The sequence below is a fragment of the Pseudoalteromonas sp. TAP-3C genome (assembly GCF_059888565.1).
Map to the genome: position 1 here is coordinate 132972 of NZ_JCBFEM010000002.1, position 17284 is coordinate 150255.

9 protein-coding genes and 1 CRISPR repeat array are annotated in these 17284 nt (G+C 39.7%); of the genes, 3 read left to right on the plus strand and 6 right to left on the minus strand.

The features are described from left to right. Nucleotides 1-70: 70 nt before the first annotated feature. Complete coding sequence (locus AC6H44_RS16590; RefSeq protein ID WP_500738945.1) at nucleotides 71-625, minus strand: isochorismatase family protein; 555 nt, start codon at nucleotides 623-625, stop codon at nucleotides 71-73. A gap of 4 nt (nucleotides 626-629) precedes the next feature. After that, on the minus strand, nucleotides 630-1835 hold the full coding sequence (locus AC6H44_RS16595; RefSeq protein WP_500735106.1) for an IS4 family transposase: 1206 nt from the start codon (nucleotides 1833-1835) through the stop codon (nucleotides 630-632). Nucleotides 1836-2104: 269 nt separating this feature from the next. Between AC6H44_RS16595 and AC6H44_RS16600 the strand changes: the two genes are divergently transcribed. Further along, nucleotides 2105-6607, plus strand: coding sequence for an EAL domain-containing protein (locus tag AC6H44_RS16600; RefSeq protein ID WP_500738946.1), 4503 nt, complete (start codon nucleotides 2105-2107; stop codon nucleotides 6605-6607). Between the two features lie 43 nt (nucleotides 6608-6650). Here AC6H44_RS16600 and AC6H44_RS16605 read toward each other — a convergent pair whose 3' ends face one another. Beyond that, nucleotides 6651-7544 (minus strand): cation diffusion facilitator family transporter, encoded by an 894-nt coding sequence (locus AC6H44_RS16605; RefSeq protein WP_500738947.1) that lies wholly within the window; start codon nucleotides 7542-7544, stop codon nucleotides 6651-6653. A 221-nt stretch (nucleotides 7545-7765) separates the two neighbouring features. Between AC6H44_RS16605 and AC6H44_RS16610 the strand changes: the two genes are divergently transcribed. Both AC6H44_RS16610 and AC6H44_RS16615 read left to right on the plus strand, forming a co-directional pair. Continuing rightward, a complete protein-coding gene (locus AC6H44_RS16610) occupies nucleotides 7766-9199 on the plus strand; it encodes a sensor domain-containing diguanylate cyclase (protein WP_500738948.1) in 1434 nt (477 codons plus the stop codon). Between the two features lie 715 nt (nucleotides 9200-9914). Further along, nucleotides 9915-10243: a CRISPR direct-repeat array (repeat unit 28 nt). A 194-nt stretch (nucleotides 10244-10437) separates the two neighbouring features. Continuing rightward, nucleotides 10438-10674, plus strand: a complete 237-nt coding sequence (locus AC6H44_RS16615; RefSeq protein ID WP_500738949.1) for a hypothetical protein — start codon at nucleotides 10438-10440, stop codon at nucleotides 10672-10674. Nucleotides 10675-14754: 4080 nt separating this feature from the next. On the opposite strand, the gene cas6f is transcribed toward AC6H44_RS16615, so the two are convergent. The 3 genes from cas6f to cas7fv are packed head-to-tail and all read right to left on the minus strand — an operon-like array spanning nucleotide 14755 to nucleotide 17281. Continuing rightward, a complete protein-coding gene (gene cas6f, locus AC6H44_RS16620) occupies nucleotides 14755-15306 on the minus strand; it encodes a type I-F CRISPR-associated endoribonuclease Cas6/Csy4 (RefSeq protein WP_500738950.1) in 552 nt (183 codons plus the stop codon). A gap of 8 nt (nucleotides 15307-15314) precedes the next feature. Next, nucleotides 15315-16325: a type I-Fv CRISPR-associated protein Cas5fv gene (cas5fv, locus tag AC6H44_RS16625; RefSeq protein ID WP_500738951.1), complete on the minus strand. Its 1011-nt coding sequence runs from the start codon at nucleotides 16323-16325 to the stop codon at nucleotides 15315-15317. Between the two features lie 8 nt (nucleotides 16326-16333). Next, complete coding sequence (gene cas7fv / locus AC6H44_RS16630; RefSeq protein ID WP_500738952.1) at nucleotides 16334-17281, minus strand: type I-Fv CRISPR-associated protein Cas7fv; 948 nt, start codon at nucleotides 17279-17281, stop codon at nucleotides 16334-16336. Between the last annotated feature and the right edge of the window lie 3 nt (nucleotides 17282-17284).

Genomic DNA, 17284 nt, shown 5'->3' on the forward strand with positions numbered 1-17284 from the left:
TAATTAACCTAACGTGTACATACGTTAAGTTAACGCTTTTTGTTTAATTTAAGTATATTTATTGCCTGTACTACTTAATAATTTTTAATATCTCTTTAAAAATAGACGTTCCCGCTTTTTTTGTCCATTGAAAAATAATTGCCTCTATCGATGAAATAGTCGCCCCCGCTTGACGCAGTTGCTCAATTGCAATCGCTTTATTATTAGTATCCCTCGCCCCTACTGCATCACTTGCAATAATAACGTTAAAATTTTGCTTTAGTAAGTCTAAACAGGTTTGCAGTACACACACATGCGCTTCTGCACCTACTACTATTATTTGCGAACGTTTGTAACCCTTAAGCTGCGCCAAAAACCCCTTTTCTTGACAGGCGCTAAAGTACATTTTTTCGAAATAGTCTGCATTAGGTAAACATTTTTTAATTTGTGAGTCGGTTTCGCCTAATCCTTTTGTGTATTGCTCAGTGATCAACGCTGGAATGCCTAAAAGTACACTTGCACGACTTAACTGTAAGGTACACGTTAATAATGCGTCATAGTTATAAATTGCTGGGGCAAGTTTACTCTGTAAATCAATAATTAAAAAAAGGCTATTTTCAATATCTAAGTCCTGAGAGATCCCCACGAATTTAGCCTAAATTATCAATTTGTATAGTCAGAAGTGACAACTGGCTATACACATAAATAATGAACTGCCCATCAGGCTCATACCTAGGATCATCAACCACTTCTTTGCCAAGATAAATATAGGACAATACTCGTCGTTTTTTCTCTGTATTCGCTTGTAATGCCGCATCCCCTTGTTGTGCCGACACGGTGTACCCTATGCACCATAAGACAAACAACATTAACGCCGCTATGAGCAATAAATTATCAAACCTTTCTGCGCTTCTTGAATTTGCAAAGGCTAAACTAATGCCAAGTTTTGCATTCTTAGTGTCTCTGAAACTTTCTTCTATTTGCATACGTTGTTTATATAAAGTCACAATCCGTTGAGGCTTATCTGTAAATTGTGTAGGTAAATTAAACACAAGTAGCCAAGGCTCTTTGGCCTTTTGTTGTTGGTATTTAACCGTTGTACATTGAGATTGCCCACCCCGTTTTTTGATTTTTTTACGTCCCTTGTTTTTCCCTCTAAACAAAACACCTTGGCACGCGAAACGAACTGTTTTTCCGTAGTAAATCTGTGTCAGAAGGTGTGGTTTATCTGTTGCTTGCTCAAACCATGATTTACAATTTCGCCATGTCTCAAGGTCGCTAGATAAGGTCACATTGCCTCTGACGCGCCCAAGCCAATACCAGCCTTTATCTTCTATGGCTTTAAACCATGGCGTTCTAAAAATAGCATCAGATAAAATAATAGGCTGACAATCTGCAGGTAAACACTGTGCCAAGCTATCGAGTAAGTGTTGATGAGCCGCTTCGGTATTTAATTCGCTTTCAGGATACACTTTTTCATAGAGCGTTAACGCTCTTCCCCCCATTGGTATGCTTGCCCTGAGCACTTGAAATATTTCGCCGCCATTAATAGGTGACCAGTCAACGATAATAAGTGGGTGTTGTTGCTGGCCTACTAAGCATTCGGTCATATGTTCATAGAAACAAAGACGTTCTTGATGCAGGTTAGCATTACCAATCAAACGGTCTGCGCGTTTAATATCATGTTTTTTATCGGTATTAGAAAATGATTTTAATCCGCGGCCTAGGTAAGTGACAGTAACGCGCTGGTCACGCAAGCCTGAGTTAACAAACGTAAAGACTGTATTTAAACGTGTTTTATGAATTTCAGGGTAGGCAATGGCAATATCTTTGTGTAATATTTCGGTGGCTTTCATGATTATGAGTGAGTTTTTTTATAGTGAAAAAATTTGATCACAAATAATCATGAGAGTCTACCATTAATTTTTATTTTGTGGGGATTCGTCAGATCTAAGTCAGTAAAGTGATTCATAGCGACTCCTTCTAGCGCTAGCTACTATAAATAAAAAAGCAAAAATCACAAACAATTAACAGTTTATGTTTTTTTGTAATTTTTATATTAAACTCATGATAGTATCACGATTAATAATTTCAATTTATATAGCTTCTCAAAGGAGTTTTGTGGGTGCTTTTTAAAAACGTTACTCTTTGCTTATTTTTACTTTTATATGTAGACCATACATTTGCATCACAAAACTACACACAACAATTACAACATATTTCCAATGATGAAAAACTATCTCAAAGCTATGTTATCAAATCAATTCAAGATGACATTGGTTTTATATGGATTGCAACGGCTCAAGGATTAAAACGCTTTGATGGTTACGAAGTAACGCCTTTTAGTGGTGGGTTTGATTTAGACAAACATTATATTTTTGGCCTTTACACCACACACAGTGGCAAAATAGTCGTATCAACTAACTTATCAGGTGCGTTTTTGGTTGACCCCCACACATTAAAAGTTGAGCAAATTTATTCAGGGCAATTAGATACAGAGCAACAAAAATTCTCTCCCATAGCAGCAATAGTGGAACTAAAAAAACAATTTTATTTTGCAATTGATGAACACGTATTTTCTTTTAATAAAAGTACTAAAAAGCTCACACTTGAATTCTCAATGAGTGATAAAGACAGCTATATCCGCGCACTAGCCTTACACCAAGGCGATTTATACATTGGTACTAATATTGGCCTCTTTATAGTTGATACAGGTAAAAACATACCTGTGCCTGTTAAACTGCATAATGATGATAAGCTCACCAGAGATAATAATGATGTAAAGTTTTTACAGATTGACGACGATCAAGGCTTACTTATTGGCACGGTTGAAGGCATGTACCTTGCACCTTTTAAGCAAAACGCGCAGATTGATACATCAGCTATTACTGTACTGATAAAAAATCTAAATATTTGGGATTACATTAATACCCCTCAAGGGGAGTTTATCGCAAGTGAAAGTGGGCTGTATCAGTATCATCGCCATACCAAGCAGATAGAATTTATTTTGAATTTTCAAGATAGTAAATTTAATTTAAGTGAAAATACAATTAACGATTTACTACTAGATAAATCTGGCTTGTTATGGCTTGCATCTAGAACACATGGCGTTTTTACATGGAATGCGCAAGCTAAAAAATTTAAACATATAACGTTACCAAAAAACAATATTGTTAACACTATTCACCAAGAACAGTCCGGCGGATTGTGGTTAGGAACCGATAACGGTATTACTTATTGCGACCAAAATTATAGTAATTGCAAAGCTTATCTGCAATCGGCGGACACAAAAGCAGCTTATGCACAATTTGCTGTTTTTGATATTTTTCCCTCTTCTTTTGCAGGTGTTAATTATTTATGGCTGGCTAGGTTTGACGGTTTAGCGCTATTTGATACTAAAACTGGCAAAATAATAGAAAATAAAGATATTGAAAAACATAGCTTAAATGATGGCAGCACTTATGGTTTTGCCGAGATAGCCCCAGACACTTTTGCCTATATAAAAGGTGAGAATTTTTATATTTTTAACGGCAAAACGGGATCAAATAGGGTAATTAAAGGCTTAAAAGAAAAAATAGATCCATTCCTAAGTTACACATTTCATCGCTCGCAAAGTATTTACCCAGACGATTTATTTTTAAGCACTACAAAAGCACTGTACCGATACAATGAAAAAACAGGCAAACTCACTACACTTTTTCAATCAGATAAAGAAAACAAATTATTAAATTACACTGTTGAAAATTTATATTTTGATACGACACGCAATACATTGTGGCTAGCCACTACTGAAAATGGACTGATTGGCGTTGACCCTGCAACATACCAAATAAAGCATCATTTTAATTCAAAAAATGCATTAAACACCGATTCTATATACAAATTGCTTGCAGATGATCATGGTTTTTTATGGGTTAGTAGTGACAATGGCCTCTACCAACTTAATTTAGATACGCTGGAAATAGCCACTTACACCGTAAAAAACGGCTTAAATAACAATAAATTTGGCGCAATCGCTGGTACAAAACTAACTAATGGCAAACTTATTTTAGGCAGCCACAACGGTGCACTATTATTCGACCCCAATGAATTTTCGAAAAATAAAAACACTGAGTTAGAAAACACCTTAACCATTACCAATATTAGTTTATTTTCCAGAGAGCTTGATTATTTTCCTAAACAGTATTTAAAAACTTCATTAATGCTAAATCATGATGATATGGGGCTCATGGTGCGTTTTTCTAGTTTTGACTATCAAAATATCAACAACACCTATTACAAAGTAACGCTGTTAGGTCCTACGTCTTTAAGTTATGAAAACTTAAAGGCTAATCGTGTTTTCTTTACAAAGCTACCGCCTGGTGATTATTCGTTAATTGTCACTGCAAATAGAAAAGACGGCAGCGAAGTAAGCAACCCCACTCTGTTAAAGCTCAATGTTGCCTACTCACCATGGCAGTCACCTATTGCCTATGCTGCCTACCTTATTAGTGCATTTGTTGTGTTGTTTTTACTGTTTTGGCAATACCGCAGTCGTAAAATTGCTATTGAAAAGGCTCATCGTGAAGCGGTTCATTCTAAAACGCAAACAGACTTAGCCCTTAAAAGTAACAAAAGCGGTGTGTGGGATTATAATTTTACCAACAACACAATAAATACACTGAGAGGATTAGAGCTCGGGTATGAAAATCTACCTGATCGTACCGATATAAGCCAATTTTTTAATATTATGCACCCAGATGACCGCCATCGGTTTCAGCGTAAATGGGAGGCCTATTTACAGCAACCAAACCAAAAACATTGGCAAGCAACCTACCGCCTTCGCGATAAAAATAGGCATTGGTTATGGTTTCAAGATTTAGGTCAAACGATTTTTAACAAAGACACTCAAGAGCCGCTTTATGTCTCTGGTATTTTTACAAATATCACCGAGCAATTGGCAAACGAGCAGCAAGCAAAAATATTAGGTGAGGCATTTAGCCAAATAAATGACTATTTACTCATTTTAGATGAAAACCTAAAACCTGTGTCTGCTAATAATAGTTTTATGGAAGTTTTTTCAGATAATGATAAACAAAAGAGCGTTACCTCAGCGCTATTTATCAAAGCCATCGGGCAAGAGAAGTGTGAAGAATTTGCCCACACATTAAAAGCACTTAAACCAAAAGAAAACTGGCGTACTAATGCAAATGTAAATACCACAAAAGCTAAACAGCATCCTATTAATATAAGTGCCACAGCCGTTGCCAATGAAAAAGATGAAGTAAGTTATTATGTTATTGTTATTACCGATTTAACCGAACAAAAACGTGCTGAGAACGAGCTACGCTACCTTGCTAACTATGATGCATTAACGGGGCTACCTAATCGCAGCCTGATGAATAAAAAAATTGAAAGTGCAATTATAAAAGCAGCAGAAGATAACTCACAATGTGCGGTTATTTTCATCGATTTAGATAAATTTAAACCGGTAAACGATTCGTTTGGCCATGCGGTAGGTGACAAGCTACTGTGTAATATTACTGAGCGAGTAAGCCAATATCTAGGTGATGGGGCAAGCTTTGGTCGTCAAAGCGGCGATGAATTTTTAGTGCTAATTGAAAACATCGCCTCAATGGCCTCTTTGCACCACACGCTTAATGAAATGAGTAGTGAACTGGCTAGTAAAGTTATTATTGAAGACTTTTCTATTAGTATATCAGCCAGTATTGGCATTGCAATGTATCCCTACGATGCAACATCTACTGATGCACTGATCCGCAATGCAGATATTGCCATGATGCATGCTAAGCAAGCAGGTAGAAACGGGTTTCAATTTTTTAATGAAAAAATGAATGAACAAATTAAACAAAAGCTTATTCTTGAAAACGACTTAAAAGACGCAGCTAAAGATAATCAATTTTTTAATCACTACCAACCCATTGTTAATACCAAGGATAAAACAATCTGTGGGGTAGAATTACTAATGCGCTGGGAAAATCAAGGCAAACACATTTCCCCCGCTTCGTTTATTCCCATTGCTGAAGAAACCGGTTTGATTGATATGTTAACTGAGCAAGCATTACAGCGTGCAATTTCTGATCTGGACCCTATTTTGAGCGTTAACCCACAGTTTTACATATCATTAAATGTATCACCTAAGCATATTTTAAAAGCGAATATAACCCAGAGACTTAGCACCATACTTGAAAAAGCAAATATTAAACCACAACAAATACGCTTAGAAATTACAGAAAACACCCTACTAGAAGACAAAAACAAAGCGGCTAAACAGCTAAAAAGTTTGCAAACGGCAGGATTTAAACTGTTTCTTGATGATTTTGGTACAGGTTATTCATCGCTCACCTATTTAAGTCAATTTCCGATTAGCGTTATAAAAATAGATCAAAGCTTTGTCAGTAGTATTGGCATAGACAAGGGCGATGAATCAATTATTAAAACGATTTACTCACTAGCCGAAAACTTAGAACTATACTGTATTGCTGAGGGCGTAGAAACGCGAGCGCAACTCGAGTTTTTACAAAATATAGGTTGCTATAAGCTACAAGGTTACTACTTCGCTCACCCTATGAGCGCCAGCGATTTGCTCAGCCCTGAATGCTTTAAAAAAATTATTGATTTAATATAAGCCTGCTTAAAACAAGCTTAATAACAGCCAGTGAACGAGTGCGCTAATGTATGTGCTTACATTCATAACTTTCAATTTGTAACACACTTTCGCCAACATTAAATTTGTCTGCAAGTAGTTTTATTACTTTTAACCGGCATTCTTCATCGTGCTTTTCTATTGTGCAGTGTTGCTTTAGCACCACATGAGCACCCACTATGACCTGTTTATTTTTACGAACAACCGTCACATTATGTACATTAGCCACATGCTCCATAGTTGCTATCTCCGTTTCAATATCAGCAACTTCAGGTAATTTAGCTTTGTTTAAACGCAGTCCTTTTATACAGCTAATAATTACCTTAATACCAGTAAACAACACAAAAGAAGCGATTAACATACTTGATAAAATATCAATTATATTCCACCCGGTAACGTAAATTAAAACACCGGCAACAAACGTAGATACCGTTGAAATTAAATCAAAAAACGAGTGTAAAAATACCGCATATACATTAATACTGGCCCTACGGCCTTTATAAAGTACCCAGGCCGCTGCACCATGAAATAAAAAACCAATCGCAGCAATAACAGACATCAAATAACTATTAATTTCATGGCTATGGCCTTGGTTATGTTCGATGAATCGATCTGCACCTTCATACAAAATAATAAGACTAATGGCTAAATACAACACACCGTTGATAAGCCCACCAATAAGTTCCGCTTTTTGGTGGCCATCGTTATACGTTTTCGCTAAATGAATAGCAAAACTAGAGGCGATTAAAGCAATAAATAACGAGCTATTATGGACAAATAAGTGCCCTGCATCAGCAAGAACCGCCAATGAGTTGGCGTAATAAGCACCTATTAATTGAATAACCATAAATGAACAAGTAATTGCAAGTGCAATTAACAAACGGCGACGAGAAGCATGATGCGTGGTTATTTCTGTCATGAAATATAAAAAGCCTTTACTAAAACAAATTAAGCTTTTGCAATAAAGCAAATTGGGAAATGCGTAATGATATACAGTCACAATTGTAATATGAACAGCAAATAAACACACTAAAAACTTAGTAAAATACAAAAATCTGTACTAAAAATAACTAATCTGATATAAAAATAATAATTAATTCATAAATATAATCTGCATTGATATTTTACTTGGAGAGATCAGTGGGCCATGATGTAACAAAAATAATTTGCCACGTTTTTAATAATATGTCGTTAGCGGTTATTATTTATGATAAATGCGCAGACAATTATGTAGTAACCCCCCACGCTAAATCTCTGCTTCACATTGAAAATAAAAATGAACGTATAACAAAATCAGCGTTTGATGATATTACTTTACTCAATTGGCAAACTAAAAAGCCGATTAATATTCAACAGCTATTTTTAGCAGATACCCGCTCGCCTGTTGTATTTAAAAACAAACATAACACGACCCTTTTAACCATAACACGCTCCGTGTGTGATGATCTGATCATGATCACTTTAGAACATGACAATACCAGCAACGACGACGAATATGACTTTGATAAGATAATTTCTGAAATTTCCACTGAACTTATCGATATTCAAAATGACAACATAGATCAACAAATTGATTTTGCCTTAAAAGCCATTGGCACAGTGTGCAAAGCCGACAGAAGCTACTTATTTGAATTTAATACCGATAAAAATACCCTAACCAATACCCATGAATGGGTTAATACAGGCATAGCAAGCTACAAAGACAGATTACAAAATGTACCTAAAGCGGAACTGCCGTACTTTTTTGAGGTAATGAATTTAACCCATGTATTCCAAGTGAATGACGTAGCACAACTACCGCCGCAAGCCCAAGCTGAAAAAGCCGAGTTTGAAGCGCAAAACATTCAATCGGTGTTATGTATTGGCCTGCGTTTTGATAAAGAACTGGTAGGATTTATTGGCTGTGACTGCGTAAACCATAAACGCCCATGGAGCGACATTGACTTGATCAGAATAAAGTTGGTAGGTGAAATTATTAATAACGCACTAAAAAACATAAATTACAAAAACAAATTGCATGACGCACAGCAACAACTGATCAAGGCAAATAAAAAGCTGAATCAACTGGCAAATACAGACGCACTCACTAATATTGCAAATCGACGCTTTTTTGATTCAACACTTAACAGTGAAATTAAACGCTGCGCTCGCCAAAACAAACCCTTAAGCCTTATCATGTGCGATATTGATTTTTTTAAACCTTACAACGACTACTATGGCCATCAGCAAGGCGACGAGATACTTAAAGTGGTAGCAAAAGCACTAAAAAAATCATGCAAACGCGAAGGCGACCTAGTCGCACGTTACGGCGGAGAAGAATTTGCCATCATACTCCCCTTGGTTGATGAAAGTCATTGCACTGAATTTGCAAAGCTAGTTAAACAAACAATCACAACTTTAAACCTAACCCATGACCATTCCCCAGTCGCCTCATACCTAACCTTAAGCTTTGGGTGCTACAGCTGCATACCAAACGCAACAACTCATGCCGATGAAATAATAAACAACGCCGATAAAGCGCTCTATCAAGCAAAAAATGCCAATCGCAATCAAATACGTGTATTTAAGCTGTAGGTCGTGCTTTAGCGCGTTTAGTGTGTAATGCAGCAGTGAACTTAATTTCAAATAAACCACGGTGTTAACAATCCATCCATGGAGCTTGGTCACATCGGTCATCCATGACCTCACTTCTTCGCGCTGCACTCTTTATTCGGTAAGTCGTTTAGGTCACTCATCACCTAAGCTGCCTGTGCTTGTAGGTCGTGCTTTAGCGCGTTTAGTGTGTAATGTGCGGCAGTGAACTGGTTGTTTAAATTAACACTGGCGTTTGAATCCATCCATGGAGCGTGGTCACATCGGTCATCCATGACCTCACTTCTTCGCGCTGCACTGTTTATTCGGTAAGTCGTTTACTTTGGGCGTCCTGCCCTTCGCCATAAAGGCCTGCTTCGCAGTTCAAAAATATTCCCGATATTTTTGTCACTCCCTCATCACCTAAGCTGCCTTTGCTTGTAGGCGCCAAGCTTGCTGGCGCGATAACTTATAAATCGATGCTTTTATACACATATAACCTGTAGGTTGTGCTTTAGCGCGTTTAGTGTGTAATGTGCGGCAGTGAACTGAATTTCAAATAAACCACGGTGTTAACAATCCATCCATGGAGCTTGGTCACATCGGTCATCCATGACCTCACTTCTTCGCGCTGCGAAACTTCGTTTCGGTCACTCATCACCTAAGCCGCCTGTTCGGCGGTGAAGTTTTTGATATGGCCATTGAGCAAATGCGCAGATTTCTAAGCCGCCTGTTCGGCGGTGAAGGAAGACGGTATTCATTTTTTTGCAATATACGATTTCTAAGCCGCCTGTTCGGCGGTGAAGGCAATGCCGGCTGTTGTTGCTTGCGCACCAATTTTCTAAGCCGCCTGTTCGGCGGTGAAGATGTACGGGTAACAGTGGATGGTGATGGAAATTTTCTAAGCCGCCTGTTCGGCGGTGAAGAGCGTTTCAGGGGGGAGAACGTCGGGTTATATTTTCTAAGCCGCCTGTTCGGCGGTGAAGCGTGCATGGATGGCAAGCACAGCCGAGTTTATTTTCTAAGCCGCCTGCTCGGCGGTGAAGGCAAAATGCACAAACGCGGTTTTATTGCTACATTTCTAAGCCGCCTACTCGGCGGTGAAGCGCATTGCTCTATGCACTCGACAACGCCCCAATTTCTAAGCCGCCTGTTCGGCGGTGAAGAAGCTCGCCACATTTACGCGCTAAAAATGCTTTTTCTAAGCCGCCTGTTCGGCGGTGAAGTTGTTTTGTGGGTGCATGGTGTTTTCCTTTTTGTTTCTAAGCCGCCTGCTCGGCGGTGAAGGTAAGTGTAGGGCTGGCGTGCCCTTCAATTGCTTTCTAAGCCGCCTGCTCGGCGGTGAAGTTCGTACCAATCAAGATAGATCTCAAGCGCTTTTTCTAAGCCGCCTGCTCGGCGGTGAAGTTAACAATGAAGTGATCAGCAATTTTGATTTATTTCTAAGCCGCCTGTTCGGCGGTGAAGGATTAGCCTAAGCACTTAGAGTGCTACGTTGTTTTCTAAGCCGCCTGTTCGGCGGTGAAGTTTATGAATAAATATCTTATGAGTTTTAGCTGTTTCTAAGCCGCCTGTTCGGCGGTGAAGCTCATTTACACCATCTTCAACTTTAGCTATCTTTTCTAAGCCGCCTGTTCGGCGGTGAAGCAGTAAAGCCCTATAGTGTTGTTTAGGCTTTCTTTCTAAGCCGCCTGTTCGGCGGTGAAGACCTACAAGGTTACGACAATGTGGGGTACTTTTTTCTAAGCCGCCTGTTCGGCGGTGAAGATTATCAATGGTAACTCTTTTATCAACTCAGCTTTCTAAGCCGCCTGTTCGGCGGTGAAGCAATGTTGTTGCTAAAAACAAGTGACGCAAACTTTCTAAGCCGCCTGTTCGGCGGTGAAGCCTGATCCAATCGTCTTTTTTACCTTGCACTTTTTCTAAGCCGCCTGTTCGGCGGTGAAGATGTCGCACTGGCCGAGGTCGAATTGCAAGCTTTTCTAAGCCGCCTGTTCGGCGGTGAAGGGTCATGTTCTGTTCGTAAACCACCCGTTGACTTTCTAAGCCGCCTGTTCGGCGGTGAAGGAAAGCGCAACAGGCCGTGGTCGTTACCGAATTTTCTAAGCCGCCTGTTCGGCGGTGAAGAGGTTGGTGAGGATTGGATAACTAAATTTGACTTTCTAAGCCGCCTGTTCGGCGGTGAAGATATCTGTCACGGGTAAGATAACCAGATTAACTTTCTAAGCCGCCTGTTCGGCGGTGAAGGGTTGCACTATGTGACTTTTGAGGGCGAAACGTTTCTAAGCCGCCTGTTCGGCGGTGAAGATATATAAGGGTTTCCCACTTGAAAATTAATATTTCTAAGCCGCCTGTTCGGCGGTGAAGGTGATAAACGTGTGGCTACTAGTTATTTTACGTTTCTAAGCCGCCTGTTCGGCGGTGAAGCTTATGGGGCTGAGTATTTCACAATACGTGAATTTCTAAGCCGCCTGCTCGGCGGTGAAGAGCTTAGATCGAGATATTCCGTTTTTTAACATTTTCTAAGCCGCCTGCTCGGCGGTGAAGTCGACAGCAGCTATGAAGAATGGTTCTTCGTTTTTCTAAGCCGCCTGCTCGGCGGTGAAGGGTAAAACCAAAGAGGCTAATAGATTCATTATTTTCTAAGCCGCCTGCTCGGCGGTGAAGTTCTCTGCTGCCTCTTTAGCTGACTTTGATTTTTTCTAAGCCGCCTGCTCGGCGGTGAAGTTTTTGCGGGGTCGTGGACATCAAACCTGCTATTTCTAAGCCGCCTGCTCGGCGGTGAAGGTAAACCAAGCCACTCTCCGTTTGCGGCTTTTTTTCTAAGCCGCCTGCTCGGCGGTGAAGGAGTTGTTAAAAACCGCTTTGAGTGTGACGATTTTCTAAGCCGCCTGCTCGGCGGTGAAGTTAAGACCATACCAAGAAAAATTTAAAACGAATTTCTAAGCTGCCTGTGCGGCAGTGAACAAAGCGATGCTGTGTACTTTAACAAGCTTACATTTCTAAGCTGCCTGTGCGGCAGTGAACAACCAACAAACTGCTTTTAAGAACTTCTTTGATTTCTAAGCTGCCTGTGCGGCAGTGAACAAAGAGCAAGGCCGAGAAAACAACTTAACACATTTCTAAGCTGCCTGTGCGGCAGTGAACAAATTTAGCTACAAGCGTTCGAGTGGAAGGTTTTTCTAAGCTGCCTGTGCGGCAGTGAACGTTATCCTTTAATATTTCAGTATGCGCTTAAATTTCTAAGCTGCCTGTGCGGCAGTGAACTTTGAACAGGCCAATGAGTACGCTATCAAAGATTTCTAAGCTGCCTGTGCGGCAGTGAACCCGCTGTAGCTACTACCCATCGCCTGATTGTCTTTCTAAGCTGCCTGTGCGGCAGTGAACTTAGTGTTTCAAATACAAAGTGCTGTTCTTGCTTTCTAAGCTGCCTGTGCGGCAGTGAACAAGCGGCGATGGTAGATTTATAGGATTTGATATTTCTAAGCTGCCTGTGCGGCAGTGAACTTGGGGTTGGGTTCTTCTGCTGTTCTGCCCGTTTTCTAAGCTGCCTGTGCGGCAGTGAACTGTTGTCTGCTGTCCTGCCCCATCATTATCAATTTCTAAGCTGCCTGTGCGGCAGTGAACTGTCCCTGCAACAGTTCGGTGAAGAACTGTGTTTTCTAAGCTGCCTGTGCGGCAGTGAACTTAGATACATTTATAAAATAAATTGTTATACATTTCTAAGCTGCCTGTGCGGCAGTGAACTGAAACGTGTTTTAGTATTGGTATCGTTGGGATTTCTAAGCTGCCTGTGCGGCAGTGAACAAGTTAGATAGTAATTACAAGGTAGTTGATAATTTCTAAGCTGCCTGTGCGGCAGTGAACTCCATAACTAAGGACTGTTTAATTCTGTGTAATTTCTAAGCTGCCTGTGCGGCAGTGAACTGTCTGGGGTCGGTTCGCCCTCTGTTTAATTCTTTCTAAGCTGCCTGTGCGGCAGTGAACGATCGTCGTCAATTTTGGGAAGGCGTATTTGATTTCTAAGCTGCCTGTGCGGCAGTGAACATATCGACACTTTATTTCTATGTATCAAGTAATTTCTAAGCTGCCTGTGCGGCAGTGAACTTTAACGCAAAATTACAAAACATATGAAAATATTTCTAAGCTGCCTGTGCGGCAGTGAACCGCAACTAATCGAAGTTCGCAAAGCCATATTTTTTCTAAGCTGCCTGTGCGGCAGTGAACTCAGAAAAAGACTTTAATCACGAGTGGGAAATTTTCTAAGCTGCCTGTGCGGCAGTGAACATAAAACTACTGTGGCAAGTGTTCGCATGGTCTTTCTAAGCTGCCTGTGCGGCAGTGAACATTTCAAGAGATGCAATTGCGCCTTGTGTTTCTTTCTAAGCTGCCTGTGCGGCAGTGAACGTCTAGCGCTTCAAGCGGTGCGGCCATTTTTCTTTCTAAGCTGCCTGTGCGGCAGTGAACATGCAAAAAATAATCACCGAATTGCGCGTTAATTTCTAAGCTGCCTGTGCGGCAGTGAACACTTCATTGTTAAAAATGGTTTCGCCACTAATTTTCTAAGCTGCCTGTGCGGCAGTGAACACGCTTCAACGGTTCGCCAAAACGGCCCAAACTTTCTAAGCTGCCTGTGCGGCAGTGAACTTGTAGCGCGGTACTTTTTGCAAGCGCTGAAATTTCTAAGCTGCCTGTGCGGCAGTGAACAAAGGCCGCTTAATCGCGGCCTTTTTGTTTTGTTTCTAAGCTGCCTGTGCGGCAGTGAACTTATTAGCAATACAGTTGTTATTGACGAGCAATTTCTAAGCTGCCTGTGCGGCAGTGAACAGCTAAAAAAGTTTAGAAAAGAGTTTTCACAATTTCTAAGCTGCCTGTGCGGCAGTGAACTCAATGTCGAACAGCTCACAGCCGCCGCGCAATTTCTAAGCTGCCTGTGCGGCAGTGAACATTGCTGTTAATAACAGTCACCCCGCTTTTAATTTCTAAGCTGCCTGTGCGGCAGTGAACAACACAAAGGCCGCATCCGAAAGAAGTTCTAATTTCTAAGCTGCCTGTGCGGCAGTGAACTGGTCCATACAATGTTTACGTCGCCCTCTACTTTTCTAAGCTGCCTGTGCGGCAGTGAACGCAGCCAGTGATGCAACAAACGACCAAGTTGATTTCTAAGCTGCCTGTGCGGCAGTGAACAAAAAGACGCTAAAATGAACGTTACTATTAATTTTCTAAGCTGCCTGTGCGGCAGTGAACTGTCTGACGCTTGGACGTTCACCGCTTCGTTTGTTTCTAAGCTGCCTGTGCGGCAGTGAACTGTATAAAGGTGGTTAAATCGCTTTGAATACTTTTCTAAGCTGCCTGTGCGGCAGTGAACTTTTTCGGCGCGTTCCTGTGCAAGCACTAGGTTTTCTAAGCTGCCTGTGCGGCAGTGAACAACAGTTTATCAGCAAAAAAATAAGTTACAACAGGTTGTTAGGGTAAATATGCTAATTTTACCTTATAAAAAACGACCTATTGTAACTTATTGTTTTTATATCATATTTTTAAAGAGCAAAAATAAAGGGTTAAAACCAAGGTACGGTAGCGGTTTTGCTTAACCCGTAACAATCAAATTGACCATTAACTGAATCCGCTTGAATGTCACTCAACACAAAAAATTTGCGATGTATTTGCCCTGTTGAACTACTAAACAGATCTAAATACGGATTGTCAAACCCTTGGCTTAGCATTTTTACCTTGTAACGTTTTTCACCGTCTTTGTTTATACTGCCTCTGGTTATTAGGCGCCTTAACTTAGCTGAACTCATATTACTTCTCTTTTGAGAAATAATGCGGTATTGCGTTTGTTCAGGGACGGGCAAAATATTACTTAATTGACAATAACCAAGCAAAGGCCCTAGCCAGTTTAAACCTTGTAAATCATGCAATAAGCTTGCATTTCCATGAATACGAAACAGCCGTCCTAACTTCACATTTGCTTGTGGAAAGCTAATACCAATTTCATTAGTGTTTAATGCCACTAACGCTTTGTGGAATTTAGTAAATACTTTGCTGCTGAGTTCTGCCTCACGCATTTCGGCATCAGGCTGCAAACGTAACTCAATGTAAGAATCCATAATTTCTCCTAAACTCGAATATTTGATACATAGGCAAGCCCTTTTTTGCCTAAGTAAAAGCTCGACACGCCGGCATTTTCAATGAGTGTTTTAATTTCGAGCGCTTTATCACGTTCAACATCAATGATAATTTCTAGTTGCCCACTGGCTTTAGTCATCATTGATGTTACTTCTCCTTGTCCCTTTATCTTTTCTTTTTTAATAAAAGGATTACCCCATATTGTTTTTTTTGGTCCTGTTGTGAATCGGTCCATAAAATCCTTTTTAGTAAAACCTCGTTTTGAGATACCGCTTATGCCACCCGCTTTAGTTTTTGCAGTAGACATAACATACTTTTTCTCTAGCCGAACTAATTGTAAATATAAAGCAGAGCAATAAAGGCTAATGGTCATTACTTGTCCTTTTTTATTAAAATAGTCAATATCAGGAAAAAGTAACTTTAAAGTATTCACTGCACTAGCAACAACACTTTCATTTTCTTGAGGTTTTTCTTTATTCAAAAATTCAAGGCGGCTAATAATGCTAATTGGATCAAGTTGAATATTTTCTTCAATCATTGTCTTATCAACTATAAAACTGCATAGCTTTGGCATATCTAGATTTAACACCCCCCAAAACTCTTCTGAATAATCAGACGTAAAAACAGGATCAGTTACTTTAATCATTCCCGTAAATGAATTCTGATCAGTGCTGCCATTCATGTTTCGAATAAAGGTCATCTCATTTGTAAAATGAGGCTTATCTACAAAAGTTACTTTACTCTCTAAATTTTCAAAATAATAAGCACTTTCATACATTTTACTGCGCGCTTGATACAACTTTCGTTGATCGCCAATTAAGCGATTTAATAACCCCATAACTGTATCTAATGTATTGTCGCGAACTTTAAAATTTCCCTCTTTTTTAAGGTTGGTCATAGAGCCTAAAAATTCCCTGCCTTTTTTAGGTAATGGCTCATTATTTGAGCCTCCTAAAAACGAATTACGCCAGCATGAATCATAATCAATCGTTATTTTCATATCGCCACCTATTTCGCGTAAAAATATTGGCCATATTGCGATTGTGGTTCACTAACGATTTCTGACTCATCACGCTTAATACGCATCATTTTATGACTATCGTTATAATCGACGGTTATCTCATCGACATACATGTAACCTTTGGCTTGACGAATACTTAAATCGGCAATGCGCGACAATGTATGCTCAATAATTGCTTGTATTGCATCGTCATTAAGCAAAATTCCGCACTCACCTTCTTCAAAAATAGTACCTTTACGAACATAATTACTGTGAAAAGTCGCGATTGGATTTAACGATGGATTGAGTTCTTTGATAAAGCTTTGCACTGATTTTGCAACTTCTTCACCTTGGCCTTCTTTAATAATCATGCTGGCACGGTCGAACTTTTTATCGAGTGAAATAAACTGCAATTGCTCAATGCTAATAGAGCCATAGGAAATATATTCAGTATCGCCAAACGTGGTTTTAGAAAAAAACGATGAACTATCTCGCTCACCTGCCTGACCAAACTGCTCAAAGTTACCATTTCCTAATTGATCAACGAAGTCTTCTAATAATAATGGGCTAGTTCTTTTACATTGACTTGAAGGCACAACATAGCCACGAACAAGGCCTGTAATAGAGGCTAATACTTTTTCTAAGTTTTTTTCTCCTGCAAAATGTAGATCAAAAGCTTGCTCTTTAAATAAGTGATGGCGAATACAGTTTTGACTGATGTATAAAGGCGTTTTTTTAAAATCTATATCGGTCGCCTCTTTTTTGTATTTATAACCTGTCTCGTCTTTTATTTTTCCTGTTAAATTTGAATAACCCCTCAATTTTGGCAACGTATGGTTGTCTACTGTTTTTCCGTTATCGCCAGTTAAAGTAGTTGGGCCATTCCAATTCACTACGCCATGACCCAATGCTTTAATTTTGAAATCAACACTTTTAATTCCGGTTACTTTTTTCATGAT

What these genes read in the sequence shown, in the direction of transcription:
- AC6H44_RS16595 (WP_500735106.1), bottom strand. Translation starts at nt 1,835, where the DNA reads ATGAAAGCCACCGAAATATTACACAAAGATATTGCCATTGCCTACCCT.
- AC6H44_RS16605 (WP_500738947.1), bottom strand. Translation starts at nt 7,544, where the DNA reads ATGACAGAAATAACCACGCATCATGCTTCTCGTCGCCGTTTGTTAATT.
- AC6H44_RS16615 (WP_500738949.1), top strand. Translation starts at nt 10,438, where the DNA reads ATGGTGTTTTCCTTTTTGTTTCTAAGCCGCCTGCTCGGCGGTGAAGGT.
- cas6f (WP_500738950.1), bottom strand. Translation starts at nt 15,306, where the DNA reads ATGGATTCTTACATTGAGTTACGTTTGCAGCCTGATGCCGAAATGCGT.
- cas5fv (WP_500738951.1), bottom strand. Translation starts at nt 16,325, where the DNA reads ATGAAAATAACGATTGATTATGATTCATGCTGGCGTAATTCGTTTTTA.
- cas7fv (WP_500738952.1), bottom strand. Translation starts at nt 17,281, where the DNA reads ATGAAAAAAGTAACCGGAATTAAAAGTGTTGATTTCAAAATTAAAGCA.